21 protein-coding genes and 1 pseudogene are annotated in these 25,161 nt (G+C 59.5%); 6 read left to right on the plus strand and 16 right to left on the minus strand.

Annotated elements, in window-relative coordinates; translation table 11 throughout:
• Window positions 1–36 precede the first annotated feature (36 nt).
• The gene (locus U5A05_RS01580; protein ID WP_261740539.1) at window positions 37–1,401 is read right to left on the minus strand and encodes a GTPase/DUF3482 domain-containing protein; all 1,365 of its coding nucleotides are present in this window, start codon (window positions 1,399–1,401) and stop codon (window positions 37–39) included.
• Window positions 1,394–2,776, minus strand: a complete 1,383-nt coding sequence (locus U5A05_RS01585) for a DUF2868 domain-containing protein (RefSeq protein ID WP_321835384.1) — start codon at window positions 2,774–2,776, stop codon at window positions 1,394–1,396. Before U5A05_RS01585 ends, U5A05_RS01580 begins: the two co-directional genes overlap by 8 nt.
• 91 nt (window positions 2,777–2,867) lie before the next feature.
• On the opposite strand from U5A05_RS01585, the gene U5A05_RS01590 reads away from it, so the two are divergent.
• Window positions 2,868–3,380: a dihydrofolate reductase gene (locus U5A05_RS01590; protein ID WP_321835386.1), complete on the plus strand. Its 513-nt coding sequence runs from the start codon at window positions 2,868–2,870 to the stop codon at window positions 3,378–3,380.
• 129 nt (window positions 3,381–3,509) lie between these two features.
• On the opposite strand, the gene U5A05_RS01595 is transcribed toward U5A05_RS01590, so the two are convergent.
• The gene (locus U5A05_RS01595; RefSeq protein WP_261740542.1) at window positions 3,510–4,901 is read right to left on the minus strand and encodes an L-cystine transporter; all 1,392 of its coding nucleotides are present in this window, start codon (window positions 4,899–4,901) and stop codon (window positions 3,510–3,512) included.
• 219 nt (window positions 4,902–5,120) lie between these two features.
• On the opposite strand from U5A05_RS01595, the gene U5A05_RS01600 reads away from it, so the two are divergent.
• Complete coding sequence (locus tag U5A05_RS01600) at window positions 5,121–6,176, plus strand: HAD family hydrolase (RefSeq protein WP_321835388.1); 1,056 nt, start codon at window positions 5,121–5,123, stop codon at window positions 6,174–6,176.
• 158 nt (window positions 6,177–6,334) lie between these two features.
• On the opposite strand, the gene ilvD is transcribed toward U5A05_RS01600, so the two are convergent.
• Window positions 6,335–8,182, minus strand: coding sequence for a dihydroxy-acid dehydratase (ilvD, locus tag U5A05_RS01605; RefSeq protein ID WP_261740544.1), 1,848 nt, complete (start codon window positions 8,180–8,182; stop codon window positions 6,335–6,337).
• Window positions 8,183–8,489: 307 nt separating this feature from the next.
• Here ilvD and U5A05_RS01610 point away from each other — a divergent pair, with 307 nt between their 5' ends.
• Entirely contained in the window at window positions 8,490–10,181 is a 1,692-nt protein-coding gene (locus tag U5A05_RS01610) for a DUF4153 domain-containing protein (RefSeq protein WP_321835390.1), read from the plus strand.
• 167 nt (window positions 10,182–10,348) lie between these two features.
• On the opposite strand, the gene U5A05_RS01615 is transcribed toward U5A05_RS01610, so the two are convergent.
• The gene (locus U5A05_RS01615; protein ID WP_261740546.1) at window positions 10,349–11,545 is read right to left on the minus strand and encodes a class I SAM-dependent rRNA methyltransferase; all 1,197 of its coding nucleotides are present in this window, start codon (window positions 11,543–11,545) and stop codon (window positions 10,349–10,351) included.
• Window positions 11,546–11,695: 150 nt separating this feature from the next.
• On the opposite strand from U5A05_RS01615, the gene mutM reads away from it, so the two are divergent.
• Window positions 11,696–12,508, plus strand: coding sequence for a bifunctional DNA-formamidopyrimidine glycosylase/DNA-(apurinic or apyrimidinic site) lyase (gene mutM, locus U5A05_RS01620; protein ID WP_321835391.1), 813 nt, complete (start codon window positions 11,696–11,698; stop codon window positions 12,506–12,508).
• 212 nt (window positions 12,509–12,720) lie between these two features.
• Here the strand turns inward: mutM and U5A05_RS01625 are convergent, their stop codons facing one another.
• From U5A05_RS01625 to U5A05_RS01645, 5 genes are all read right to left on the minus strand, one after another.
• A complete protein-coding gene (locus U5A05_RS01625; RefSeq protein WP_016782613.1) occupies window positions 12,721–12,972 on the minus strand; it encodes a YfhL family 4Fe-4S dicluster ferredoxin in 252 nt (83 codons plus the stop codon).
• A gap of 99 nt (window positions 12,973–13,071) precedes the next feature.
• Complete coding sequence (gene coaD / locus U5A05_RS01630) at window positions 13,072–13,554, minus strand: pantetheine-phosphate adenylyltransferase (RefSeq protein WP_048361282.1); 483 nt, start codon at window positions 13,552–13,554, stop codon at window positions 13,072–13,074.
• 115 nt (window positions 13,555–13,669) lie between these two features.
• The gene (locus U5A05_RS01635) at window positions 13,670–15,265 is read right to left on the minus strand and encodes a GMC family oxidoreductase (protein ID WP_321835392.1); all 1,596 of its coding nucleotides are present in this window, start codon (window positions 15,263–15,265) and stop codon (window positions 13,670–13,672) included.
• A 161-nt stretch (window positions 15,266–15,426) separates the two neighbouring features.
• Window positions 15,427–15,972, minus strand: a complete 546-nt coding sequence (locus U5A05_RS01640) for a twin-arginine translocation pathway signal protein (protein ID WP_261740549.1) — start codon at window positions 15,970–15,972, stop codon at window positions 15,427–15,429.
• Between the two features lie 13 nt (window positions 15,973–15,985).
• Window positions 15,986–17,416 (minus strand): coniferyl aldehyde dehydrogenase, encoded by a 1,431-nt coding sequence (locus tag U5A05_RS01645; RefSeq protein WP_321835394.1) that lies wholly within the window; start codon window positions 17,414–17,416, stop codon window positions 15,986–15,988.
• 164 nt (window positions 17,417–17,580) lie between these two features.
• Between U5A05_RS01645 and U5A05_RS01650 the strand changes: the two genes are divergently transcribed.
• Window positions 17,581–18,249: a TetR/AcrR family transcriptional regulator gene (locus tag U5A05_RS01650; protein ID WP_321835396.1), complete on the plus strand. Its 669-nt coding sequence runs from the start codon at window positions 17,581–17,583 to the stop codon at window positions 18,247–18,249.
• A gap of 30 nt (window positions 18,250–18,279) precedes the next feature.
• Window positions 18,280–19,134, plus strand: a complete 855-nt coding sequence (locus U5A05_RS01655) for a sulfurtransferase (RefSeq protein ID WP_321835398.1) — start codon at window positions 18,280–18,282, stop codon at window positions 19,132–19,134.
• 10 nt (window positions 19,135–19,144) lie between these two features.
• Here the strand turns inward: U5A05_RS01655 and U5A05_RS01660 are convergent, their stop codons facing one another.
• The 6 genes and pseudogenes from U5A05_RS01660 to U5A05_RS01685 form a co-directional block, all read right to left on the minus strand.
• Window positions 19,145–19,981 (minus strand): AraC family transcriptional regulator, encoded by an 837-nt coding sequence (locus U5A05_RS01660; protein WP_261740553.1) that lies wholly within the window; start codon window positions 19,979–19,981, stop codon window positions 19,145–19,147.
• Window positions 19,981–21,024: a hydrolase gene (locus tag U5A05_RS01665; protein WP_321835399.1), complete on the minus strand. Its 1,044-nt coding sequence runs from the start codon at window positions 21,022–21,024 to the stop codon at window positions 19,981–19,983. The genes U5A05_RS01660 and U5A05_RS01665 overlap by 1 nt, the downstream gene beginning before the upstream one ends.
• Window positions 21,025–21,230: 206 nt before the next feature.
• Window positions 21,231–21,326: pseudogene (locus U5A05_RS01670) on the minus strand (hypothetical protein); the annotation flags it as partial.
• Window positions 21,327–21,537: 211 nt separating this feature from the next.
• Complete coding sequence (rsmD, locus tag U5A05_RS01675) at window positions 21,538–22,134, minus strand: 16S rRNA (guanine(966)-N(2))-methyltransferase RsmD (RefSeq protein WP_261740555.1); 597 nt, start codon at window positions 22,132–22,134, stop codon at window positions 21,538–21,540.
• Complete coding sequence (locus U5A05_RS01680) at window positions 22,134–23,624, minus strand: M16 family metallopeptidase (RefSeq protein ID WP_321835401.1); 1,491 nt, start codon at window positions 23,622–23,624, stop codon at window positions 22,134–22,136. The genes rsmD and U5A05_RS01680 overlap by 1 nt, the downstream gene beginning before the upstream one ends.
• Window positions 23,617–24,972, minus strand: a complete 1,356-nt coding sequence (locus U5A05_RS01685) for a M16 family metallopeptidase (protein ID WP_261740557.1) — start codon at window positions 24,970–24,972, stop codon at window positions 23,617–23,619. The genes U5A05_RS01680 and U5A05_RS01685 overlap by 8 nt, the downstream gene beginning before the upstream one ends.
• Window positions 24,973–25,161: the final 189 nt, after the last annotated feature.

Consider the following 25,161-nt stretch of genomic DNA (forward strand, 5'->3'; position numbering starts at 1 on the left):
ATCCGATCGCGAGCAAGCCCGCTCCCACAAAAAAGGTCAGATCTGCTGGGCCAACACCTCGATCTGCTCCTGGCGCTCAGCCTGACTCAACTTCGGATGCGGGTTGAGCGACGACCATTGCGGGTGCGCCCGGGCCTTGTTCAGGGCTTCAGGCAATTTGCCTTCGCGCCAGGTCTTGTCCTGCGGGGTGGCGACCTTGATGCTGTCCACCGCCGCATGCCCTCGCGCATTCAACGCATGCAGCAATTGCCGTTGGCGCAAGGCCAGCAGGCGCAGCACGCTGTCGTCCACGGTCAGTTCGCGCTGGCCCTTGAGCTTGCCCAACAAGCGACTGCCGTAGCTGCGTGCGGTTTGCAGTGCGCCACCGGCAATGGCCCCGGCCAGTGCGGCGGCGCCCAAGGTCAGGCCGCCGACCATCAAGTCCACACCCGCCCCGGCCGCCGCGCCTGCGGCAATCCCGCCTCCTAGCCGTACACCCAAGTGCTTGAGGGTTTCAGGGTTGAACAAGTCATCGCCCCAGCGTCCGTCGAGCAACGGCAAGTCGCTGGCGGCGGCGTCGCTGTTACGAAAACCATATAACTTGAGCATCGCTTCTACGCAGCGCTGCTCGCGTTGGCGGATGACTTCGCGCAGTTGTTGGGTCGCTTGCTGCTCGGCGATTTTTTCGCTGGCCACACTGCGTCGGCACGCAGCGCAGTCGATCAACAGTTCGGCGATCAAGCGCAGTGCACTGTGCTTGCGGGCTTCGCGCTGGGCCTCTTGATCGGTGATTAGTCGCTGCAGTGCCCCCCGTGAATGCTCCAGCAGCAGTGCCAGGCTTTCGTACAAACGGCGCTCGCCATCTTCGGGTGGGGCCACGCTGTCAAACCGTACCAGCGCATGCAAGCCGAGGCGGGCCAGAGCTTCGCGCCACTCGGGCTCGCGGTGCTGCGGGCTGCTGACAAAGTTGAGCACCGGCAGCAGCGGCTTGCCGCAACTGGCCAGCACACTGAGTTCGTCGCGGTACTTGGCCAGTACCGGTTCGCGGGCGTCGATCACATACAGCCCGGCATCCGAGGCCAGCAATTGGCGCAGCACCTTGGCTTCTTGCTCAAAGCGCTGGCGCGCCTCGCTGCCTTCGAGAAAGCGGGCCACCCGCGCTGGGCCATCAAGACGCTCGCCGGGGTGGTCGAGGCGCTCAAGATAATCGAGCAGGGCAATGGCATCTTCCAGCCCCGGTGTGTCGTACAGCTCCAGCAGTGGTTCGCCGTCTACCGACAGCCGCGCCCCTTCGACATGGCGCGTGGTGCTGGGGCGATGGGACACCTCGCCAAAGCCGACATCACGGGTCAGAGTACGCAGCAACGAGGTTTTACCGACATTGGTGTGGCCGACTACGGCCAGCGTCAGTGGTTTAGTCATGACCTGTCTCCAGCCAGTTCAACGGCGCGCTGGCGGCGAACGGTAGCCCGAGCTTTTCCAGCGCTGCGTGCCAATCACCCAGGCGGTCGGCATCCAGTGCCTGGCCGGGTGGGGCTTGTAGCAGCCAAATGCGGGTTTCGCGGGCACTGCGCGCCAGCTCGCCGATCAGCGCCAAGCTGCCGCGATCCGGCGAACGGCGCGGGTCGCAAGCGATGGCGAGCCTGGCCGGTGGGAAGCGGGTCATTTGCTCCAGCAGTTTTTGCCGGGATTCGCGGCTGTCGAGAATGCCCGCGTCCTTGACCGTGGCGGGCAACTTGGGTGGCCACGGGTGCTGGTCATCCAGCTCAATGGCCACAAGCAATGCGCCATCGGTGTGCAAATCGCTATGGCCCGCCTGCACGGTGTGCAATTGCTCGGGGGCTATGTCGTTGACGCCCAGACGTTCGCTGCTGGGCATCAGGCGCTCGCGCAGCTGGCTGTAGCCAGGCAGGTTAAGGTCCAGTTGCAGGGCGTTGCGCCCGCTTTTCCAGCGCCACAGGCACAAAGCTGCCAGTACCAGACGCGGGATCACGCCATAGATCAGCACCACGCCTACCAACCAGACGGCCCACGCCTGACGCACCAGTTCGTTGTTATAGAGGCGGGTGTCGTTGCTGATGCGGATCATCTCCACGGTCGGTACGCCAAAACCCAGCCAGTTGGGCAGGGCGCCGAGGGCACGGGTGGCGGCGACAAACACGTCGGCACCCAGGATCGTGGTTTCCCAGATAAAGCCATAGCGGCGGGTGGCCATCAGCAACAGCATCATCACCAGCGCGCTGAGCATCGCCAGCAGCCACAGGCCATTGACCAGCGTGCCGAGTGCCCAGCGATTGAGTTTGCGCCGTTGCAGCAACAGCAATAAAGCCGGGGCCAATTGTGCGGCCTTGGCGTCACGGGCGAGCTTTTCGCTGAGCCACAACCATAGGCGGCCGAGGCTGGCACCGTGTTCACCGGCAAACAGCAGGCCCGTTGCCCAACTCAGCAGCAGGATGAGGTTGAGCCCGAGCAAGCTGCCCAGTGCCCAGAACACGTTGACCGGGGTTTGCCCGTCGCCCAAGGCAGCAAACGCAAGACCGGCGCCACTGATCACCGCCAGCACGGCCAATACCAGCAGCGCCAGTCGGGCACCTTGCAGCCAGTGCTGCATGGCACTGAGCAAACCGTCACGCTCGGCCAGCCACAGAGCGCGGTTTTGCAGGCGAGTGGACAAGTCACCGGCTGTGGTGCGAGCACGGCGATTGGCTTCAAGGTCGTCCAGCGGGCCTGCGTGTTCTTCGCGCAGGCGCACGGTTTCGGTCAACCAGAGGCGTTGTAATGGGGAAAGTTGAGTCACGCGACATTCCATTCAAGTGAGCCAAGAGCATAACCGCTGTTACGTCGGACGGGGTACTGCCGGCTCGGGTTGCTCTGGTATCCTCGCCGGCATGAAAAAATCACTCCCCCTTAGCCTGATCGCGGCACTCGCTGAAAACCGCGTGATCGGCGTCGACAACAGCATGCCGTGGCATTTGCCTGCGGATTTCAAATATTTCAAGGCCACCACCTTGGGCAAGCCGATCATCATGGGTCGTAAAACCTGGGATTCGTTGGGCCGCCCGTTGCCGGGTCGTTTGAACCTGGTGGTCAGCCGTCAGACCGGTTTGCAGCTCGAAGGTGCCGAGGTGTTTGCATCGCTGGACGCTGCGGTTGAGCGCGCCGAGACGTGGGCAGCCGAGCAGGGCGTCAGTGAAGTGATGTTGATTGGCGGTGCGCAGCTGTACACCCAGGGGCTGGCGGATGCCGACCGTTTGTACCTGACGCGGGTGGGCCTGAGCCCGGAAGGCGATGCCTTGTTCCCTGAGTTTGATCAGGCGCAGTGGAAGTTGGTATCAGAAGAGCTGCACGGGGCGGCGGACGACAAACCGGCGTTCAGCTTTGAAGTGTGGGAAAGGGCTTAAAGGCAAGCCATTACTCTGTGGGAGCGGGCTTGCTCGCGATTGCATCACTGCGTTGGTACAGACAAACCGCGTTGCCTGAATCGCGAGCAATCCCGCTCCCACATGAGTGGGCGCGGGGTCAGTCAGGTATTAAGCGTGCGCCAGATCACCGTGATCGTCTTCAGCCAAAATGGCCTTGTCGGTCTGGTTCAGAATCTGACTGGTCACCGTACCGGCCACCATTGAACCGCTGACGTTCAGCGCCGTACGGCCCATGTCGATCAACGGCTCGACCGAAATCAGCAACGCCACCAGCGACACTGGCAAGCCCATCGCAGGCAACACGATCAGTGCAGCGAAGGTTGCACCACCGCCCACACCCGCCACGCCCACCGAGCTCAAGGTCACAATCGCTACCAGCGATGCGATCCACATCGGGTCCAGCGGGTTGATGCCCACGGTCGGGGCAACCATCACCGCCAGCATTGCCGGGTACAAACCGGCACAGCCGTTCTGGCCAATGGTGGCCCCAAACGAGGCCGCAAAGCTGGCAATGGAAGACGGAATCCCCAGACGGCGGGTTTGTGCTTCGATGCTCAGCGGAATGCTGGCGGCGCTGGAGCGGCTGGTGAAGGCAAAGGTCAGTACCGGCCAAACCTTGCGGAAAAAGCGCAGCGGGTTAACCCCGGAAACCGACACGATCACACCGTGAATCACGAACATCAGCGCCAGGCCGATGTAGGACACCACCACAAAACTACCGAGCTTGATGATGTCTTGCAGGTTGGACATGGCAACCACTTTGGTCATCAGGGCCAGTACACCGTATGGGGTCAGCTTCATGACCAGACGCACCAGACGCATTACCCAGGCTTGCAGGGTGTCGATGGCGCTGAGGATCTTGCCGCCTTTTTCCGGCTCGTCCTTGAACAGTTGCAGTGCGGCTATACCCAGGAATGCAGCGAAAATCACCACGCTGATGATCGACGTTGGCTTGGCTCGGGCCAAATCGGCAAACGGGTTTTGCGGGATAAACGACAGCAGCAGTTGCGGCACATTCAGGTCTGAAACCTTACCCGCGTAGTCGCTCTGGATCACTTGCAAGCGGCTCATTTCCGCTGCGCCCGCGACCAGGCCATCGGCGGTCAGGCCAAACAGGTTGGTCAGGCCGATACCTACCAGTGCCGCGATCATGGTGGTGAACAGCAGCGTGCCGATGGTCAGGAAGCTGATCTTGCCCAGGGACGAGGCATTATGCAGACGGGCTACAGCGCTGAGGATCGAGGCGAATACCAACGGGATCACGATCATTTGCAACAGTTGCACGTAGCCGCTGCCGACCAGATCGAACCAGCCGATCGAGGTTTTCAGGGTCGGGCTGTCTGCGCCGTAGGTCATGTGCAGGCACAGGCCGAAGACCACGCCGAGAACCAGTGCCAGCAAGACTTTTTTCGCCAGGCTCCACGCGGTATGGCGGGTCAGCGACAAGCCGAACAGCAACGCGAGGAACACCAGCAGATTGAGGATCAGCGGGAAATTCATGAAAGCTCCGAGGGACGACTTGTACCAGTCTTGGGATGTAACAATTTCGAACCGGAAATGCTAACAGGTTGATATATCTACAAATATACCGATGTGGAATGACTACCTTGGATTTTGGAATAAGGCGCGTGGCGCATTCAAGACGCTGGCGGTCGCGCCCAGATTAAAACTGTCACACAGGTTTGTTAGCTTCGATGCCTTTGACGTGGAGCATAGCTGATGAAACTGACCGCCAAGTTGATCGCTGCAACCCTGTGCCTGGGCCTTACGGGCCAAGCGTTGGCCACAGAATTGAAACACTGGCCCGCTGACCAGGCCAAGCAGCTGGAGGCCATGATCGCCGCCAATGCGAACAAGGGCAACTTTGCGGTCTTTGACATGGACAACACCAGCTATCGCAACGATCTGGAAGAGGCCTTGCTGCCTTATATGGAAAACAAGGGCCTGATCACCCGCGACAGCCTCGACCCGTCACTCAAGCTGATCCCATTCAAAGACACTGCCGAGCACAAGGAAAGCCTGTTCAGTTACTACTATCGCCTGTGCGAAGTCGACGACATGGTCTGCTATCCGTGGGTGGCCCAGGTGTTTTCCGGTTTTACCCTGCAAGAGCTCAAGGGCTATGTGGACGAGTTGATGGCGTCGGGCAAGCCAGTACCGGTCACTTACTTCGAGGGTGATGCGGTCAAGACCTCCGAGATTCAGCCGCCCAAGGTGTTTACCGGTCAGGTCGAGCTGTTCAACAAGCTGATGGAGAACGGCATCGAGGTCTACGTGATGACCGCTGCCTCGGAAGAATTGGTGCGCATGGTCGCGGCCGATCCCAAGTACGGCTACAACGTCAAACCGCAGAACGTGATTGGCGTGAGCACATTGCTCAAAGACCGTAAAACCGGTGAACTGACCACGGCGCGCAAACAGATAAGCGCCGGTACTTACAATGAAAAAGCCAACCTGGGGCTGGAACTGACGCCGTATCTATGGACCCCGGCGACTTGGATGGCGGGCAAGCAGGCGGCGATCCTGACCTATATCGATCAGTGGAAAAAACCGGTGCTGGTGGGTGGCGATACACCGTCCAGTGATGGCTACATGCTGTTCCACGGTGTAGACGTGGCCAAGGGCGGGGTGCACCTGTGGATCAACCGCAAGGACAAATACATGGCGCAGTTGGAAGGCATGATGGCCAAGAACGCGGCGGCGCAGGCCAAGGAAGGTTTGCCGGTGACGGCGGACAAGAATTGGGTGATCGTCAAGCCTGATCAGATCCAGTAATTCCTGTGGGAGCGGGCTTGCTCGCGATGCAGGCGGCGCGGTCTGCCTGCATGACCACGGCGATGCCATCGCGGGCAAGCCCGCTCCCACAAGGGCAGTTATGTTGCCCATAAAAAATCCCGGCACATGGCCGGGATTTTTTTGCTCAGCGTATTGGCTTATGGCACCAATTTGTCCAGCAGTGCTTTATCACGCACCGCGCCCTTGTCGGCGCTGGTGGCCAGCAAGGCGTAGGCCTTGAGGGCGGTGGTGACTTTGCGCGGACGCACTTCTACCGGTTTCCAGCCTTTCTTGTCTTGCGCGGCACGGCGAGCGGCCATCTCTTCGTCGCTGATCAACAGGTTGATCGAGCGGTTAGGAATGTCGATCAGCACTTTGTCGCCGTCCTGCACCAGACCAATCGCGCCGCCAGCAGCCGCTTCCGGCGAAGCATGGCCGATGGACAGGCCCGAGGTACCACCCGAGAAGCGACCATCGGTGAGCAAGGCGCAAGCTTTGCCCAGGCCTTTGGATTTCAGGTAGGAAGTCGGGTAGAGCATCTCTTGCATGCCCGGACCGCCTTTCGGGCCTTCGTAACGGATGATCACGATGTCACCGGCTTTCACTTCGTCAGCCAGAATGCCGCGTACGGCGCTGTCCTGGCTTTCGAAAATCTTGGCATTACCTTCAAACACGTGGATCGATTCGTCGACACCAGCGGTTTTGACTACGCAGCCATCCAGCGCGATGTTGCCGTACAGCACGGCCAGGCCGCCTTCTTGCGAGTAGGCATGCTCAACGCTACGGATGCAGCCGTGTTCACGGTCGTCGTCCAGGGTTTCCCAGCGGGTCGACTGGCTGAACGCGGTTTGCGTCGGGATACCGGCCGGACCGGCCTTGAAAAAGGTGTGCACGGCTTCGTCGTCAGTCTGGGTGATGTCCCATTTGGCGATGCCTTCGGCCAGGGTTTTGCTGTGTACGGTCGGCAGGTCGGTGTGCAACAAGCCTCCACGGGCCAGCGAGCCGAGGATGGAGAAAATGCCGCCAGCGCGGTGCACGTCTTCCATGTGGTACTTCTGAATGTTCGGCGCCACTTTGCACAGCTGCGGCACGTGGCGGGACAGACGGTCGATGTCTTTAAGGTCGAAGTCGATTTCGGCCTCTTGGGCCGCGGCCAGCAAGTGCAGGATGGTGTTGGTCGAACCGCCCATGGCGATGTCCAGCGTCATGGCGTTTTCGAACGCCTTGAAGTTGGCGATATTGCGCGGCAATACCGACTCGTCGTTCTCGACGTAGTACTGGCGGCACAGGTCGACAATGGTGCGGCCGGCTTGCAGGAACAACTGCTCGCGGTCGCTGTGGGTCGCCAGTGCTGAGCCGTTACCCGGCAGGGCCAGGCCCAGGGCTTCGGTCAGGCAGTTCATCGAGTTGGCGGTGAACATGCCGGAGCACGAACCGCAGGTCGGGCAAGCGCTGCGCTCGTACTCGGCAACCTTCTCGTCAGAAGCGCTGGAGTCGGCGGCGATGACCATGGCGTCTACCAGGTCCAGGCCGTGGCTGGCGAGCTTGGTTTTGCCCGCTTCCATTGGCCCGCCCGAAACGAAAATCACCGGGATGTTGAGGCGCAACGAGGCCATCAGCATGCCTGGGGTGATCTTGTCGCAGTTGGAGATGCACACAATGGCGTCGGCGCAGTGGGCGTTGACCATGTACTCCACGGAGTCGGCGATGATCTCGCGGCTCGGCAGCGAATACAGCATGCCGTCATGGCCCATGGCGATGCCGTCGTCTACGGCAATGGTGTTGAATTCCTTGGCAACGCCGCCAGCGCGTTCGATCTCGCGGGCAACCAGCTGGCCCATGTCTTTCAGATGGACGTGGCCGGGTACGAACTGGGTAAAGGAGTTGGCAATGGCGATGATCGGCTTCTTGAAGTCGGCATCTTTCATCCCCGTGGCGCGCCACAAAGCGCGGGCACCGGCCATGTTGCGGCCGTGGGTGGAGGTTTTCGAACGATAGTCAGGCATGGAGCAACTCCGGGCGGCTAATCAGGTAACAAACAGGGAAGTGAGCTTCTAATGACTGACGGATCACACAGAAAATGACTACGTAACCGCTAGCTGCCGTTAACGCTGCGGGATCGCCGCGCGCCTGGGCCTGAGCTCATAAACCCGCCGGGGATGATTGGCGATGAATACGTCGATTCTACACGGCTGGCGGGCGGAGGGAATGGGCCTGTAGGTTGCTCCAGGGTTGTTTGCAGTAATGGGTATCTAGGCGTTCAAGGCTTTCAAGTTATAAAGTGCAGGAATGATTCTTGAATGGGCTCTGTGAATGCTAACCCTCAATCGTACTGTCAAAACATATCTGGCCATCGGCCTGGCGCAGGGGCTAGTGCTGTGGCTGACGACTTCCATGGGCGATACCGGGGTGAGGTATGCGCTGATAACGGCGGTGCTGGTGGGCGGTATCAACCTGTTGCTGCTGGGTGAGAACATCCGCCAACGCGGCGTTGCATGGTTGGTGCTTGGGCTCACGGCAGTGATGGCGGCGATCAGTGGCTGGGTGTTTTTGGACGGCGATGAGTATTGGCGCGCCGGTAGTTGGCTGGTGGGTAGCTGGAGCTTCTTTGGCGTAGTGATTACCTACGTGTGCACGGTGTTTATCCTGAGCTGGCCGACCCGCGAAGGGCGCTTCCCGCGCTACGAAGATCTGTTTCGCCATGCTTGGGATACCGTATTTATCGTCTTGCTGGGCGTGCTGTTGAACGCAGTGTTTTGGGCGTTGCTGTTGCTGTGGGGCGGGTTGTTCAAGATGCTCGGGATAGTGGCGCTGAACAAGCTGTTTTCAACCGACGGGTTTATATGCGTCAGCTTGGCGATGGTGTTTGCCCTGGGCGTGCATATGGGCCGTGAAAAGGATCGGGTCATCGGTCTGTTGCGCGGGATTTTGCTGGCGCTGTGCCGCTTCCTGCTGCCGTTGAGTGCGCTGATTGTCATTGTGTTCAGCTTTGCCTTGCCCTTTACCGGGCTGGAACCGATCTGGGACACCGGTTATTCGACGCCGATCATGCTGTGGCTGGTGGCGGTCAATCTGTTTTTGCTCAATGGGGTGTTTCAGGACGGGACCCAGGGCAGCGGTTATCCGACCTGGCTGGTACGGGTGATTGACCTGTGCCTGCTGTGTTTGCCGGTGCTGGTGGTATTGGCGGGGTATTCAACCTGGCTGCGCATTGAGCAGTACGGCCTGACGCCGTCGCGGGTTCTGGCCATGCTGCTGGTGTTGGTGATTTTTGTTCACAGTATGGCGGCGCTTTGGGCGGTGCTTGTTCCGCAGCCGGTCTGGCTGGGCAGGTTGCGCCTCAGCAACCCGCTGATTGCGTTGCTGTGTGTGGCGCTGTTGCTGGCGATTCATACGCCGTGGTTCAGTCCGTTACAACTGAGTGCGAACAATCAGGTACAGCGCGTGCTCAGCGGCAAGACGCCGGTAGACACCTTTGATGCAGACACATTGCGCAATCGTCTGGGGCCACAAGGTAAGCAGGCGTACGAGGCTTTATTGGCGCAAGTCGAGCAGGGGCTGGTGTTGACCGAGCCTGGACGAGAAGTGTTGTTGAGGCGTCTCAAGGAAGTGAGCACGGGCAACGGTCCTCGAGAGTCAGACCGGCTGCTGGAATGGATCGGTCCCAAGGTCGAGGGCAGCGAGCAGTTTGACGCGCAGGAAATTGGTGGGCCGTCTTGCTGGGCTCCGGGTTGCGCGCTATGGGCCGTGGATCTGGATCAGGACGGGCAGGTTGAGGTGCTGCAATTGCCCAAGAACAAATGGTCTGAGCCTCTGAGCTTTTACACGCGCGACACACAAGGTAAATGGCGGCGAGCCGGTACCTATGCTGGCGATGAAAGCGCGTTAGCGCTGATTGAGCAAATACGCCAGGGCAACGTGAAAGTGGTGAAGCCACGTTATCAATCGCTGCAGATTGGCGGGGTGGAGCTGAGCCCGAAGCTGGAGAAACCTCAAAAGCCCTGAATACTCTGTAGCCGCTGCCGAGGAACGAAGGCTGCGTTCGGCGGCGCAGCAGTCGTGAAATCAGAATATGCGGTTTAGCAGCTAGACCGTGGGCTCAGATTTTACGATCGCTTCGCAATCGAACGCAGCCTCGTTCCTACGGCAGCTGCTACGCGGCGATGTCCGTCTTAGCTGTTAGGCAGCAAACGGCAAGTGATGCTCTTGATGTAGCGGGTTTCAGCGATTGCTGGGTGAACCGGATGATCCGGGCCCTGGCCGCCGCGCTCCAGCAACTGCATGTTGCGGTCCAGATGACGGGCGCTGGTCAGCAGGATGTTTTGCAGGTCGTCTTCGGGCAAGTGCATGGAGCACGAAGCGCTGACCAGAATCCCGTCCTTGTTCAGCAGGCGCATGGCTTGCTCATTCAGGCGACGGTAAGCGCCTTCGCCGTTTTTCAGGTCTTTTTTGCGTTTGATGAAGGCCGGAGGATCGGCCACGATCACGTCGAAACGCTCTTCGTTGGCTTTAAGTTCCTTGAGGGCTTCAAACACGTCGCCTTCCATGCAGGTAACTTTCTCGGCAAAGCCGTTCAGCGCAGCGTTACGCTCAACACCATCGAGGGCAAAGGAGGAGGCGTCGACGCAGAACACTTCGCTGGCACCAAATGCTGCGGCTTGAATGCCCCAGCCACCGATGTAGCTGTACAAGTCCAGTACGCGCTTGCCCTGAACGTACGGGGCCAGGCGTGCTCGGTTCATGCGGTGGTCGTAGAACCAGCCGGTTTTCTGCCCGCCAATAACTGGCGCTTCGAACTTCACGCCGTTCTCTTCCAGCGATACCCACTCCGGCACCAGGCCAAAGACGGTTTCGACATAACGCTCAAGGCCTTCGGCATCACGGGCAGCCGAATCGTTCTTGAACAAGATGCCGCTTGGCTTGATGACTTGCACCAGTGCCGCGATCACGTCGTCTTTATGCTGTTCCATGGTGGCCGAGGCCAGCTGAACCACCAGAATGTCGCCGAAACGATCAACCACCAGGCCCGGCAGCAGGTCGGAATCGCCGAATACCAAGCGGTAGTAAGGCTTGTCGAACAGGCGTTCGCGCAGGGACAGGGCCACATTCAGGCGGTGAACCAGCAGCGATTTATCCAGTGGCAGCTTGATGTCGCGCGACAGCAAACGGGCGCAGATCAGGTTGTTGGGGCTCATGGCAACGATGCCCAGCGGCTTGCCGCCGGCGGTTTCGAGTACCGCTTGGTCGCCGGCCTTAAAACCGTTAAGCGGTGTGGCGGCTACATCGATTTCGTTGCTGTAGACCCACAAGTGGCCGGCGCGCAGGCGTCGATCGGCATTGGCTTTAAGGCGCAGGCTTGGCAGGGACATGACGTCGCTCCGGGTATTGAAAAGGGCGCGATTATAGCCCTAGACATAACCTTGAGGCTTGGCTGATTCACCGCATTGCGTCGGATCACGGACCCAGCGGCTCGGATATTTCCGCTAGAATCGCCAGCTATCCCAGAGTACGGAGCCTCCATGCCTGAATTACCTGAAGTCGAAACCACCCGCCGTGGCATCGCCCCGCACCTTGAAGGGCAGCGGGTCAGTCGGGTAATTGTGCGCGAGCGGCGCCTGCGCTGGCCGATCCCCGAAGACCTTGATGTGCGCCTGTCCGGGCAACGTATTGTGCTGGTCGAACGGCGTGCCAAGTATTTGCTGATCAACGCCGAAGTCGGCACGCTAATCAGTCATTTGGGCATGTCGGGCAATTTGCGGTTGGTGGAGGCCGGATTGCCCGCCGCCAAGCACGAGCACGTGGATATCGAGCTGGAGTCCGGGCTGGCCTTGCGCTACACCGACCCGCGCCGCTTTGGAGCCATGCTCTGGAGCTTGGACCCGCTGAACCACGAATTGCTGGTGCGTTTGGGGCCTGAACCACTGACGGACCTGTTTGACGGTGATCGGCTGTTCCAGCTGTCACGCAAACGCTCGATGGCTGTAAAACCGTACATCATGGACAACGCCGTGGTGGTGGGGGTAGGCAATATTTATGCGACCGAAGCGTTGTTTGCTGCCGGGATCGACCCACGTCGCGAGGCCAAGAGCATTTCGCGGGCACGCTATTTAAAGCTGGCGATCGAGATCAAGCGGATTTTGGCTGCCGCCATCGAACGTGGTGGAACCACCTTGCGCGACTTTATTGGCGGTGACGGCCAGCCCGGTTACTTCCAGCAGGAACTGTTCGTATACGGGCGTGGTTATGAGCCGTGCAAGGTCTGTGGCACGGAGCTGCGTGACGTCAAGTTGGGCCAGCGCGCCAGCGTGTTCTGCCCGCGTTGCCAGACGTAGCCGTGACGATGCACTTGTAGATACTCTGTTCCAGGTCTGCCCCAGTGGGAGCGAGCCTGCTTGAAGTATCTCTGTAGCCGCTGTCGAGGGACGAAGGCTGCGATTAGCCACCTCGATATGACAGGTATATCGAGGGCTCAGGTTTACGACTGCCGCGCAGTCGACCGCAGCCTTCGTGCCTCGTCAGCGGCTACAGGAGGTGCAAGCACGAATCAGGCCTTACCGGTAATTGCCCGGTACTTTTCCATCAGCTGTTCTTCGGTTTCCGGGTGGGCTTCATCCAGAGGGATGCAGTCGACCGGGCAAACCTGCTGGCATTGCGGTTCGTCGTAGTGGCCTACGCACTGGGTGCACAGGTTCGGGTCGATCACGTAGATCTCTTCGCCCTGGGAAATGGCGGCGTTCGGACACTCGGGTTCGCAGACGTCGCAGTTAATGCAATCGTCGGTGATGATCAGGGACATGGGTACTCCGGCCGGGGCGGTTGGCCCGGGCAACTGAAATCGAATGCGCCAATTGTGCCGCATTGGCGCCCGCAGTGCACGCGGGCGCCGCTTCAGTGGTTATTTCTTGCGAAAACGCTCGGTCAGGGCCTCGGCCACAACCGGGTGTACAAATTTGTTGATATCGCCGCCCAAGGCTGCGATTTCACGCACCAGCGTCGACGATATAAACGAATAGCGCTCTGATGGCGTGAGGAACAGACTTTCGACATCAGGGGCCAGTTGGCGATTCATGTTCGCCAGCTGGAACTCGTATTCGAAGTCCGACACGGCACGCAGGCCACGCAGAAACACATTGGCATTCTGTTCTTTGGCAAAGTGCGCGAGCAGCGTCGAGAAACCGACCACCTCAACATTGGGCAGGTGTTTGGTGACTTCACGAGCCAGCTCCACACGCTGTTCCAAAGGAAATAGCGGGTTTTTCTTGGTGCTGGCAGCGACAGCAATGATCACATGATCGAACAGGCGCGAGGCGCGTTCGACCAGATCGCCATGGCCCTTGGTAATAGGGTCGAATGTACCTGGGTACAACACTCGGTTCATCGCGTCGTCCTGGCGGGAATCCGTTGGGGAATCGGATGGTATCGCAGCATTCCCGGTCGGCCAAGTCGCCATTCGAAGAAGAAAGCACTATAGACGCGACGAATTAACTGCTTTTTCATGAATTTTTCAGGCGCTCGACCAATTGTGTCGCGAGTTTTGCCGTCAGTCCGTACACCGACAATTGTGGGTTGGCACCAATGCTGGTGGGGAATAACGAGCCGTCGTGGATCGATACGTTACGCAATTGATGATGGCGTCCGAGGCTGTCGGTGACGGCCATTTGAGAATTTTCGCCCATTGCACACCCACCCATTACATGGGCACTGGCCAAGCGTGTTCGATACAACTCAAGGCTCAAACTGTCTATCAGTTCACGGGTTGCGCTCAGGCTTTTCATGTAACGCGCATCGCAGTGCAGCGGCATGACCGCGCTGGCGCCCGCTGCAAACTGGATTTCGGCCATGCTCTGAAAAGCGCGTTTGAGTCCCTCCCAGCCATAGTCGGTGAGGTTGTAATCGAGCACCGGGCTGTCATCGCTGCGCAATTGCACATTGCCGCCGGGGCTTTCGGGATGAAACCCGTCGCGCATCAGCGCCAGCATCATGTGGGTATTAGGCAGTTGGGCCATCTGGTCGGTACTGCTTTGGCCAAAACCGGAAAACAAGGTTGCGGCTAATGCCGGGTGCAACGGTGGTACTTCGAGTTTGTAGCCCATGGGCCCTGTGGTGCCGTCTTTCCATTGAAAGTGATCGGAGTAAATCGACTGTGGCGCACCGTAAAAAGGATTAATGGCGGTAGGGAATTGCGCAGCAGAGAAGTTGACCAGATGCAGAAACGTCCGTTTGCCCAGTCGCTTGTGCGGGTCGGGCGCGTCGGAGCGCATCAGCAGGCCAGGCGTGTTGATGCCACCACCGGCCAGCACGTAATGCCGCGCCTTGACCGTTATCTTGCGGCCCGTAGGGGTTACGCAGCGGCTGTCCATGGCCTGGCATTCCAGGCCGGTAACGTGATCGCCACTGATCGATAACCGCCAGGCGCGGGCCAGATAGAGCAGCTCACCGCCTTTTTCCAGGGTTGCGGGAATGGTGGTGACCAGCATCGATTGCTTGGCGTTGGTCGGGCAGCCCATGCCGCAGTAGCCCAGGTTCCAGCAGCCGCGCACATTGCGCGGGATCACATGCCAGCTGTAGCCGAGCTTTTCGCAGCCGTTGCGGATCACTTCGTTGTTGGCATTGGGCGGGACTTGCCAGGGCGCAACACCCAAGCGCCGTTCCATCTGTTCGAACCAAGGGGCCATCTGCGCTTCGCTGTGGCCCACGACCGCGTGTTCACGGGCCCAGTGCTCCAGGGTCGGCGCCGGAGTGCGAAAACTTGAGGTCCAGTTGACCAGTGTGGTGCCACCCACCGCCCGGCCTTGCAGAATGCTGATGGCGCCGTCCTTGCTCATGCGTCCGACGCCTTCCTGGTACAGGCTGGCGTAGGCCTCGTCTTCGAGCAGTTTGAAATCGCTGCTGGTTTTAAGCGGCCCTTCTTCTATCAGCAAAACCTTGTAGCCCGCTGCGCTGAGAATTTCAGCCGTGGTGCCGCCGCCCGCGCCACTACCGACAATGGCGACGTCTGCCTCCAGTGTGAGGTCGTTCTCCAGCTGCGAGCCATCATAGGTTTTCCAGCCTCGGGCCAGGCCTTCGCGGAACGGATCGGTTACGGGCATAAAGGAGTGCTCTGGAGTGAAATTATTATTGTTGAAAAGCTCTGTTTTTGTAGCCGCTGCCGCAGGCTGCGATAAGGGCCGCAGGACCTTTGTACTAACTTGAATGCGCGGGGTCGCTAGGCGGCCCATTGCAGCCTGCGGCAGCGGCTACAAGGCTCTGCTCAGATTTTTGGCGGGCCGGGATAGCCGCAGACGGCCCATGATTGCGGGCATTCGTACCAACTCATCATGACCAGTTGCACCAGCGAACCATGGCCCATTTTCAACAGGTTCAGACTGCTGTTTTGCCAGCGCTGCAGAAAGTGCTGAATGTGTTCCGGGCTGGCGTTTTCCCATCGGCCCCAAACCCCGGTCAACGGACCGCGTGTCACGGGCATGGCCAATACGTCGAACAGTTGTTGGGTAAGGCCGAGCAGCGCAGGCGACAAGTGATTGAGGTTGTTGTCCAGTTTGTTCAGCGTGGCCTTCGCCGCGTCGGGCATTGATGCTGCGACCACGCTGCCAGCGAGCATGACCGGGATCAGTGCCCGCAAAAAAGCCAGGTCACTGCTGCGCAACACAGAAAACCCGCGAGCGCTGGCGCTGGCTGAGCAGCCGCTGAGGCTGGCAGTCAGCCCGGCAGTGGCCAGTAATGCACTGGCGCACACGCTGACCTTCAAGACCCCGCGACGTGATAGCAGGGCGCTTTCGATACTGAAATCGGGCATGGCCAAGGCTCCGCTAGCGGATAAACAGTTTTTGGATCAGCCGCACCCATTGACGGTCGTAGGGCGGGTAGATCATCAGTGAGCTGTTCAGGCGCTGTTTGACCAATACCCCTTTGGCTTTGCTGAAGGTCAAGAAGCCTTCGTGGCCGTGGTAATGGCCCATGCCCGAGGGCCCGACGCCACCAAAGGGCAGGTCGTCGATGGCCACGTGCAGCAGCGTTTCGTTGATGCTCACACCGCCTGAGTGGGTGTGCTGGATGACGCGCTGTTGCTCGGCCTTGTTGTAGCCAAAATAATAAAGCGCCAAGGGGCGAGGTCGAGTGTTGATGTAGGCCAGCGCTTGTTCGAGATTGGTGTAGGCCACAACGGGCAACAGCGGACCGAATATTTCGTCCTGCATGACCTGCATGTCGTCGTTCACATCCAGCACCAAGGTGTGGGGCATGCGCCGTCCCTGGCCCTGTTCGTACAGCGGGATCAGGCGTGCGCCCTTGAGCGTCGCGTCGGCCTGCAGTCGTTCAAGACGCGCCAGCTGGCGTTCATTGATGATTGCGGTGTAGTCCGGGTTGTCGATAAGCGTCGGATAAAAGTTGTGCACAGCCTGGCGGTAGGCGTCGACAAAACCGTCGACCCGGTCGTGCGGCACCAACACGTAATCAGGTGCGATACAGGTTTGCCCGGCGTTCAGGGTTTTACCCCAGGCAATGCGCTGTGCGGCATCTTTGAGTGGTACATCGGCCGACACGATGGCAGGGGATTTACCACCCAGTTCCAGGGTCACGGGCGTCAGGTTTTCAGATGCGGCGCGCATTACCTGCTTGCCCACATGGGTGGAGCCGGTGAACAACAAGTGGTCAAACGCCAGGCCGGAAAACGCCACGGCGACATCGGCTTCGCCCAGGATCACGGCCACCATGTCTTCGGGGAAGATGCGCCCCAGCAAATCCTTGAGCCAGCGCCCTGTGGCCGGGGTGAACTCGCTGAGTTTGAGCATGACCCGGTTCCCGGCGGCGAGCGCGCCGACCAAAGGGCCTATCGCCAGATACAGCGGGTAGTTCCACGGCACGATAATCCCGATCACGCCGAGCGGTTGATACATGACCTTGGCGCTGGCGGGCGCAAACATCATGCCCACGCTACGTGACGTGGGTTTGATCCAGCGTTTGAGGTGTCGCAAGGTGTAATCGATGCTGTGCAGGCAAGGCATCAGTTCGGCAAACAGGGTTTCGTCGGGACTGCGGTGGCTGAAATCCTGACTGATGGCATCGATCAGGATTTCACGCTCGGCGCTTAACATCTGGCGCAGGCTTTTTAGCCATTGCTGGCGCTGGGCAAGTGGCGGGAATGGATGAGAAGTGTAGGCCAGGCGCTGTTTGTCGAGCAGGGCCTGGAGATCTCCCTGCAGGGCTGAGGTGTCGTGAACGTGAGTACTGTCGACAGACATGGTTGCTCCAGGCGGTTTTTTTATCGGTTTTTATCGTTGGAGAGCAGTAATGTTTTTAGAGCCTATGCTCTAAGTTGTCAATCGAAGGGCCTGACAGCCGTGTTGTTTATCGATTCAAGGTTAGGCCGTAAGATGCCTTTCGTTTTTAATTTAAGCCCAAGCCTATGGCCATACGACTAAAAACCAGCCAGCGCATCGCCAATAGCAGCCTGGAGCTTTTTAACCAGCTGGGCGAACGCAGTGTGAGCACCAACCACATTGCGGCTCATATGGAGATTTCGCCGGGCAATTTGTATTACCACTTCCCGAACAAGCAGGCGATTATCTCGGTCTTGTTCAGTGAGTACGAAGCGCTGGTATCGGGTTTTTTACACCCACCCGAAGGGCGTTTGCCGAGCGTGGCCGACAAGCGTCATTACCTGCAGCAACTGCTGGATGCGATGTGGCGCTACCGTTTTTTGTACCGCGACATTGAGCATTTATTGCACAGTGACTCGGAGCTGGCCATCCGCTATCGACGTTTTTCACAGCACTGCCTGGCGCAGGCGCAGGCGATCTATGCCGGGTTTGTCGAGGCCGAAATATTGCGCATGACCCCCCAGCAAATCGAATCCCTGAGCTTGAATGCGTGGATTATTCTCACCTCGTGGGTCGGTTTTTTGTGCACTACCCGTGAGAACAGTGATCAGCTCAGCGAGCAGGCGATCAAGCGTGGGGTGTATCAACTGCTGGTGCTGGAGTCGGGTTTTGTCACCGACCAGGCCCGTGAAGCGGTCGATGAGCTGATCAAGGAATATTACGTGCCTCTGGAACATGCGCTGTACGCTCAATAACTGCATTTCACCCCCTCACAGGAGTTCACTATGCCCGTTGCGCAACTGATCAGCCCGCAAGCCCTGAATGAACGTCAGGCGCTGCCCGGTCTGGTTATTCTGGATTGTCGCTTTGCCCTTGAAGACCCTGACTATGGCCGTTGCAGCTATGCCGAAGGGCATATTGCCGGCGCGCAGTTTGCCGATCTTGACCGTGACCTGAGCGGGCCAGTGATTAAAGGCGTGACTGGCCGTCATCCGCTGCCCGATCCGCAGACCTTGCTTGAGCGACTGCGCAGCTGGGGTGTGAATACCGATAGCGATGTGGTGTTGTACGACGATGGCCCGGGCGCTTATGCCGCTCGGGCATGGTGGTTACTGACCTGGCTGGGCAAGCGTGACGGCGTGTTTATTCTGGATGGTGGGCTCAAGGCCTGGCATGGCGCGGGTTTCCCTTTGAGTCTGGATGCGGCACCGACCTTGCGTGGCACGCTGATGGGTAAACCCGACAGTCATATGTTGCTGAGTGCCGAACAATTGCAAAAACGCCTGACCAAACCGGAGTTGACCTTGATCGACGCCCGCGCTCAACCGCGCTTTCGTGGCGAGGTCGAGCCGATTGATCCGGTCGCCGGGCATATTCCGGGTGCGCAATGTGCGGCATTCAGCGAAAACCTCGACAGCAGCGGGCGCTTTCTGCCTGCCGAGCAGCTCAGGCAGCGTTTCGCCGAAAAGCTCGCGGGCCGTTCGCCCGAGGAGTTGGTGGCTTATTGCGGCTCTGGGGTGACGGCGTGCCACAACCTGTTTGCATTGGGGTTGGCGGGCTATCCATTGGGCAGGCTCTATGCCGGCTCCTGGAGTGAGTGGATCAACGATCCTGCGCGGGGCATTGCTACAGGGGATTGAGCCGTTGCCCCTACACCCTATTGGCGCTGGCCAGTCGATACGCCCCGGGGCCAACGCCGTACACCTTCTTGAATTGCCGACTCAGGTGGCTCTGGTCGGCAAACCCCAATTGCGTCGCGACCTGCAGCGGCAAGCAACCCTGTTGCAGCAAGGCCCGTGCATGGGCAATGCGTTGTTGCATCAGCCAAGTGTGCGGCGGCATGCCAGTGGCCCGTTGAAACACTCGGGCAAAGTGGAACGGTGACAGATTGACCGCCGCCGCGAGTTCTTCCAGTGATGGCGGCTGCGCCAGTCGGGCGTGGAGCAGTTCCTTGGCCTGGCGCACGGCGCGATGCTCGATCCCCGGCTTTGCCGGTAGCGGTAGGCGGGCATGACGGTTGAGCAAGGCAAGCATCATCTGGCGCCATACGGTTTGCTGGTGCAGCGCGGTTTCTGGCCCTTCGAGCAACTGATGCAACTGGAACAACCCGTGGAACAGGTCGCAGTCATACAGCAGTGTGTCGCTGAAGGTTGGCAAGTGCGTCGTGGGCAGCTCCAGTTCGTCAAGTAACTGGTGCAGTTGCGCGTTGTCCGGGTAAAACGCCCGGTAGCGCCACCCAGCATCGTGGCCTTTGTGGCCATTGTGCACTTCGTCCGGATTGATCAGAACCAGCGTGCCGGTGGCGGCCAGGTGCTCGGCGCCCCGATAGCGATACCGCTGGGCACCCGCGATGATCATGCCAATCACAAAACCATCATGAACGTGAGGTACGAAGCGGTGTTCGATGTAGCGTGCCGTGAGCAACTCGACGCCGCTCAGGGGCGGCGCTTGCCAGAAATGGATCGATTCACCCTGCGCGCCGTCCATTACGCAGACTCATGCCCAAGGGCGGCCAGCCATTGCGGAATGCGGCGTTCAAGGTAGTACGCGGGCTTGCCTGGCGAGCCCTCCAGAAACCCGACATGCCCACCCTTGGAGTGCAATTCCAGTTGGGTGCAGGCCGACAGCTCGCTGGCCTCGGGGATACTGTGCCTGAACACGAACGGATCGTCTTCGGACTGGATAATCAGCGTTGGGGTCTGGATGGCGCCCAGGAAGTAACGACTGGAGGCGCGGCGGTAGTAGTCATCGACATTGAGGTAGCCGTTAAGGGGGGCGGTCACGCGGTCATCGAATTCCCAGAAAGTGCGCATTTTGCTCAATGCTTTCACCGAGCCCAACTGGGCCAGTCTGGCCAGGCCCTCGTGTTGGGAATCGAGCTGGAACCGGCGTTTCTTGTCTTTGACGTAGGCCAGCATCTCGCGCATGAAGTGCGCTTGATAGACCCTGGAAAATCCCAGGCCAATTCGGTCGGCACACTGGTCAAGCCGGAACGGCACCGATACGGCGACGGCACCTTGCAGGCCGCTGTCGGGACCGCTTTCGCCCAGATACTTGAGCAGCACATTGCCCCCAAGCGAATAGCCTGCGGCATACAACGGTGCCAGTGGATGGCTGGCGCGAAGATGTGCCACGGCCTCGGCCAGATCTTCGCTGGCACCTGAGTGGTAGCTGCGGGTCAACAGGTTGGGTTCACCCGAACAACCCCGCCAGTTCAGCGCCACACTGGTCCAGCCACGTGCGGCGAGAGCGTTTTGCAACCCCAGTACATAGTGCGAGCCCGATGAGCCGGTCAAACCGTGCAGCACCAACACCACGGGTGCATGGGCCGATGGCGTGCCGTGCCAGTCCAGGTCGAGAAAGTCGCCATCCTTCAACCACAAGCGTTCACGCCGATGTTCAATGGCAGGTTTGGTGCGCCATAACGGTCCCCATAACGTTTGTACATGGGGGTTGCCGAGGCCAAAAGCCGGGGTGAACGGCTTGAGGGGTAGAGCATGGCTGGCTGAAAAAGGCACGGTGGTTCTCATCGGATTACAGGTACGGCGGGTGTCTAAATTGCCACATCAGAGCTTTGCACCCAAGTGCTGCGTGTTCAACTGATGGCTGACATACAAATGTTCGCCAGTATCGGATCAGGCGCTATAACCTCTGGCAGTGCCCGCGGCAGGTACTGCTTGATGTCGTCCAGTTGCGCAGTGCTCATCTGGTCGGCCATCACTTCAAGTGCGACAGCCAGGGCATGGGACAGCCCGGATTGGCCCGCAGGCTCATAGCTCGAGCCGACGCGATACCAGAGCTGCGAGTGAACTACGGCTGCGCGATGGTCTTCTGATCGTTAGAACAGGTTGGCCTGGGAGGGCAGGTGAGGGCGTTACACAGGTATCTTGTGTACTAAGGCGCGTTTAATGAATCGTCCAAAATCTGTAGCCGCTGCCGCAGGCTGCGATTGAGCCCGTAGGGGTCGCTCTTTTTCAAAAGCGAAGGTCCTTCGGCCCTTATCGCAGCCTGCGGCGGCTACAGAGTATCTACAGGTTTAGTTGTTACTGTGCGATTGCCTCGCGCTGCCACAGGGCGTAGTTCACGCCTCCGGCTTTTTGCTCGCGGTGCAGACGCCAGTTGGCGGGCAGGCCCAGTTCGGACGGGCGCAACTCGCTTTCGGTGTAAACCCAGGCGTCCTCGGCCAGCCAGCCGCGCTGCTCCAGCAGGTCGCAGGCAGGCTTGAGCAGGTCCTTGTTGAACGGCGGGTCGAGGAACACCACGTCGAAGGTGTCACTCGGGGTCGCGTCCAGGTAGCGCAGGGCGTCGGTTTGCTGCACTTCGCCAACAGTGCAACGCAAGATGCCCATGTTCTCGCGAATGTTGGAGATCGCATCGCGGTTGCTGTCCAGCGCCACGCCTTTGGCCGCGCCGCGGGACATGGCTTCGAGGAACAGCGCGCCGCTACCGGCGAATACGTCCAGTACTTTGGCGCCGCCGATATGCGGGGCCAACCAGTTGAACAGGGTTTCACGCACGCGATCCGGCGTAGGGCGCAGGCCCTCTACATGGGGGAAGTCCAGCTTGCGGCTGCGCCATTCCCCGCCGATGATGCGTAACTGACCCGCACCCGAGTGCGATGTGTTTTTTGGCTTTGCCATTAATGCTCCGGAACCCCAAGAGGTTGCTCTGAAGGTTTGTCGGTAGGAGGTGGCAGTGGTTTTTGCGGCACGGTAGGGCCGGCGGTCACTACGACCATTTTGTCGGCGCTCAGGTGCTTGTTCATGGCGTCCTTGACCTGCTCGGTGGTCAGGTCCTGGGACTTCTGCATGAAGGTTTCCAGATAGTCCAAAGGCAAATCATAGAAGCCCATTGCGCCCAGTTGGCCGACGATGGCCGCGTTGCTGGCAGTGGACAGCGGGAAGCTGCCCGCCAATTCACGCTTGGCATCGTCGAGTTCTTTTTGCGTCGGACCGTTTTTCAGGTAGTCAGCCAAAATGTCTTGCACCAGTTTGAGCGTGCCTTCGCTCAATTCGGCACGTGTTTGCAGGTTGATCAGAAACGGACCACGGGCCTGCATCGGTGTGAAGCTGGAGTATACGCCGTAAGTCAGGCCGCGTTTTTCACGGACTTCAGTCATTAGGCGTGTACCGAAACCGCCACCACCGAGGATGCTGTTACCCAGTGCGAGCGCGGCGTAGTCCGGATCAGCACGGTCTATACCCAGCTGAGACAGCAGCAGGTGGGTTTGCTTGGACGGGAACTCGATATGAGTCTGGCCCGCTTTTGGTTCGCCAGGCTGCAGAGTCTTGGTGACGGCCGGGCCTTTTGGCAGGGCGGCAGAGACCTGGGCCGCGATGGCTTCGGCTTCAGCGCGAGACAAGTCGCCAACAATCGCGATCACCGCGTTGCCTGCTGTGTAAGCCTTGTTGTGGAAGGCCTTGAGCTGGTCGATGGTAATTGAAGAGATGCTTTGGGCATTACCATCGCTGGCGTGGGCGTACGGGTGGTCGCCGTACAGGTGCTTGAACAGCTCGATGCTGGCCAGTTTGCCGGGGTTTTGCTTCTGGAATTCAAAGCTGGCCAGCAACTGGTTTTTGATCCGATCCAATGAGTCGGCCGGGAACGCAGGCTTGCCCACAACCTCAGAGAACAGATTGAGCGCCGGGGTGCGTTTGTCGGCGTCACTCAGGCTGCGCAACGAAACTATGGCCATATCGCGATAAGCACCATTGCCGAATTCCGCGCCCAGGCCTTCAAAACCCTGGGCGATGGCGCCGACATCCTTGCCGGCCACGCCTTCATTGAGCATGGCATTGGTTAGCAGGGCCAGGCCGGGGGTGGAGTCGTCTTGGCTGCTGCCTGCTGCGAAGGTCAGTTGCAGGTCGAACATCGGCAGTTGCCTGGCTTCGACAAACAGTACTTTGGAGCCTTCGGCGGTTTTCCAGGTCTGTACGTCCAGATCACGATGGCTGGGCGCCTTGCCGTCGAGTTCGGCCAAGGATTGCAGCTTGTGCTCGGTCTTGGCCTTATCCAGCGCCTGGCTGGCAACCGACTGGTCGGGGTTGGCGAAAAAGTAGCCGAGTGCGCCAACCAGTACGACGGCGCTCAGACCGAGCAGTGCGTAGCGGGAACCTTTACGCTCACTCATGGGTTTTCTCCTCGGGCAGTACATGCGCAACGCTGAGACGGTCGCGAGTGAAATAGGTGCGGGCCGCTTGCTGGATATCAGCTGGAGTGACCTTTTGCAGATCAGCCAGCTCGGAGTCCATCAGCTTCCAGGACAGGCCGACGGTTTCCAGTTGGCCAATCGAGGTGGCCTGGCTGGTGATCGAGTCACGCTCGTAAACCAGACCGGCAATCACTTGGGCGCGCACGCGCTCCAGTTCTTCAGTGGTAGGCGGGGTCTTTTTCAGGTCGTCGAGCAAGCGCCACAAACCGGCTTCGGTCTGTGCCAGCGTGACTTTTTTCTGACTGTTGGGCATCGCCGAAAGCATGAACAGGCTGTCGCCACGGGTGAACGCGTTGTAGCTGGACGATGCGCCGGAGACCAGTTCTTCGCCGCGTTCCAGTTGGGTTGGCATGCGCGCGCTGTAGCCGCCGTCCAGCAGCGCAGAAATCAGGCGCAGGGCGTTAGCGGTAACCGGGTCTTTGGCGGTGGCAATACTTGGCACGTTAAAGCCCAGCATCAGGCTTGGCAGTTGGGTCTGTACGTGAATCTTGAGCAGGCGCTCACCAGGGGTCGGCAGCTCCAGCGGGATTTTGGCAACCGGGATCTCGCGTTTCGCAACCGGGCCAAAGTAGCGCTGGGCCAGGGCTTTGACTTCGTCCGGGGTTACGTCACCGACCACTACCAGCGTGGCGTTATTGGGCGCATACCACTCTTCGTACCAGTCGCGCAGTTCGCCAACGCTCATGCGCTCAAGGTCGACCATCCAGCCGATGGTCGGGGTGTGGTAGCCGCTGGAAGGGTAGGCCATTGCGCTGAACAGCTCGTAGGCTTTGCTCATGGGCTGGTCGTCGGTGCGCAGGCGGCGCTCTTCCTTGATGACTTCGATTTCGCGCTTGAACTCTTCAGGCGGCAGGCGAAGGCTGGCCATGCGGTCGGCTTCAAGTTCGAAGGCAACGCCCAGGCGGTCGCGGGCCAGTACCTGGTAATAAGCGGTGTAGTCGTCGCTGGTGAAGGCGTTTTCCTGTGCGCCAAGGTCGCGCAGGATCAGAGAGGCTTCACCGGGCCCGACCTTGTTGCTGCCTTTGAACATCATGTGTTCAAGGGCGTGGGACAGGCCGGTCTTGCCGGGCGTCTCGTAACTTGAGCCGACTTTGTACCAGACCTGGGATACCACCACGGGTGCACGGTGGTCTTCGCGCACGATGACTTTCAGGCCATTGTCCAGGCGGAACTCGTGGGTAGGCTGTGGTTCGGCCGCCAGGGCCGAAAGCGGGACTAAAACTGTGCTGAGCAACAGGCCAGCAGCGCGGCGGGCTAGAGCGTTCATTCGTTTTTAAACCTGTTGGGCTGCCCGCTTGGCCTTAGCGTCTGCGGGTGAGGAGGTGCTAGGATACTGATCCGTTTTACTGGCGGCCACGCCTATCAGGCCTTTGACGATCAGACGAAGTTTGATCGGGCAGTATAGAAGCCCGCTTGGAAGTGTGGATGTATCACGGTAAATTTCGCTTTTTTGCCG

This window comes from Pseudomonas kulmbachensis, from assembly GCF_963681935.1.
GTDB classification, from domain to species: domain Bacteria; phylum Pseudomonadota; class Gammaproteobacteria; order Pseudomonadales; family Pseudomonadaceae; genus Aquipseudomonas; species Aquipseudomonas kulmbachensis.

Bases quoted from the DNA above. Each gene is read 5' to 3' on its own strand.
- U5A05_RS01635 (WP_321835392.1), bottom strand. From the start codon at position 15,265: ATGCCCGTAACCGATCCGTTCCGCGAAGGCCTGGCCCGAGGCTGGAAA.
- U5A05_RS01610 (WP_321835390.1), top strand. From the start codon at position 8,490: ATGCTAACCCTCAATCGTACTGTCAAAACATATCTGGCCATCGGCCTG.
- U5A05_RS01685 (WP_261740557.1), bottom strand. From the start codon at position 24,972: ATGAACGCTCTAGCCCGCCGCGCTGCTGGCCTGTTGCTCAGCACAGTT.
- U5A05_RS01660 (WP_261740553.1), bottom strand. From the start codon at position 19,981: ATGGACGGCGCGCAGGGTGAATCGATCCATTTCTGGCAAGCGCCGCCC.
- U5A05_RS01595 (WP_261740542.1), bottom strand. From the start codon at position 4,901: ATGAATTTCCCGCTGATCCTCAATCTGCTGGTGTTCCTCGCGTTGCTG.
- U5A05_RS01665 (WP_321835399.1), bottom strand. From the start codon at position 21,024: ATGAGAACCACCGTGCCTTTTTCAGCCAGCCATGCTCTACCCCTCAAG.
- U5A05_RS01625 (WP_016782613.1), bottom strand. From the start codon at position 12,972: ATGTCCCTGATCATCACCGACGATTGCATTAACTGCGACGTCTGCGAA.
- U5A05_RS01615 (WP_261740546.1), bottom strand. From the start codon at position 11,545: ATGTCCCTGCCAAGCCTGCGCCTTAAAGCCAATGCCGATCGACGCCTG.
- coaD (WP_048361282.1), bottom strand. From the start codon at position 13,554: ATGAACCGAGTGTTGTACCCAGGTACATTCGACCCTATTACCAAGGGC.
- U5A05_RS01590 (WP_321835386.1), top strand. From the start codon at position 2,868: ATGAAAAAATCACTCCCCCTTAGCCTGATCGCGGCACTCGCTGAAAAC.
- U5A05_RS01640 (WP_261740549.1), bottom strand. From the start codon at position 15,972: ATGCCCGATTTCAGTATCGAAAGCGCCCTGCTATCACGTCGCGGGGTC.
- ilvD (WP_261740544.1), bottom strand. From the start codon at position 8,182: ATGCCTGACTATCGTTCGAAAACCTCCACCCACGGCCGCAACATGGCC.
- U5A05_RS01680 (WP_321835401.1), bottom strand. From the start codon at position 23,624: ATGAGTGAGCGTAAAGGTTCCCGCTACGCACTGCTCGGTCTGAGCGCC.
- U5A05_RS01600 (WP_321835388.1), top strand. From the start codon at position 5,121: ATGAAACTGACCGCCAAGTTGATCGCTGCAACCCTGTGCCTGGGCCTT.
- rsmD (WP_261740555.1), bottom strand. From the start codon at position 22,134: ATGGCAAAGCCAAAAAACACATCGCACTCGGGTGCGGGTCAGTTACGC.
- U5A05_RS01650 (WP_321835396.1), top strand. From the start codon at position 17,581: ATGGCCATACGACTAAAAACCAGCCAGCGCATCGCCAATAGCAGCCTG.
- U5A05_RS01645 (WP_321835394.1), bottom strand. From the start codon at position 17,416: ATGTCTGTCGACAGTACTCACGTTCACGACACCTCAGCCCTGCAGGGA.
- mutM (WP_321835391.1), top strand. From the start codon at position 11,696: ATGCCTGAATTACCTGAAGTCGAAACCACCCGCCGTGGCATCGCCCCG.
- U5A05_RS01580 (WP_261740539.1), bottom strand. From the start codon at position 1,401: ATGACTAAACCACTGACGCTGGCCGTAGTCGGCCACACCAATGTCGGT.
- U5A05_RS01655 (WP_321835398.1), top strand. From the start codon at position 18,280: ATGCCCGTTGCGCAACTGATCAGCCCGCAAGCCCTGAATGAACGTCAG.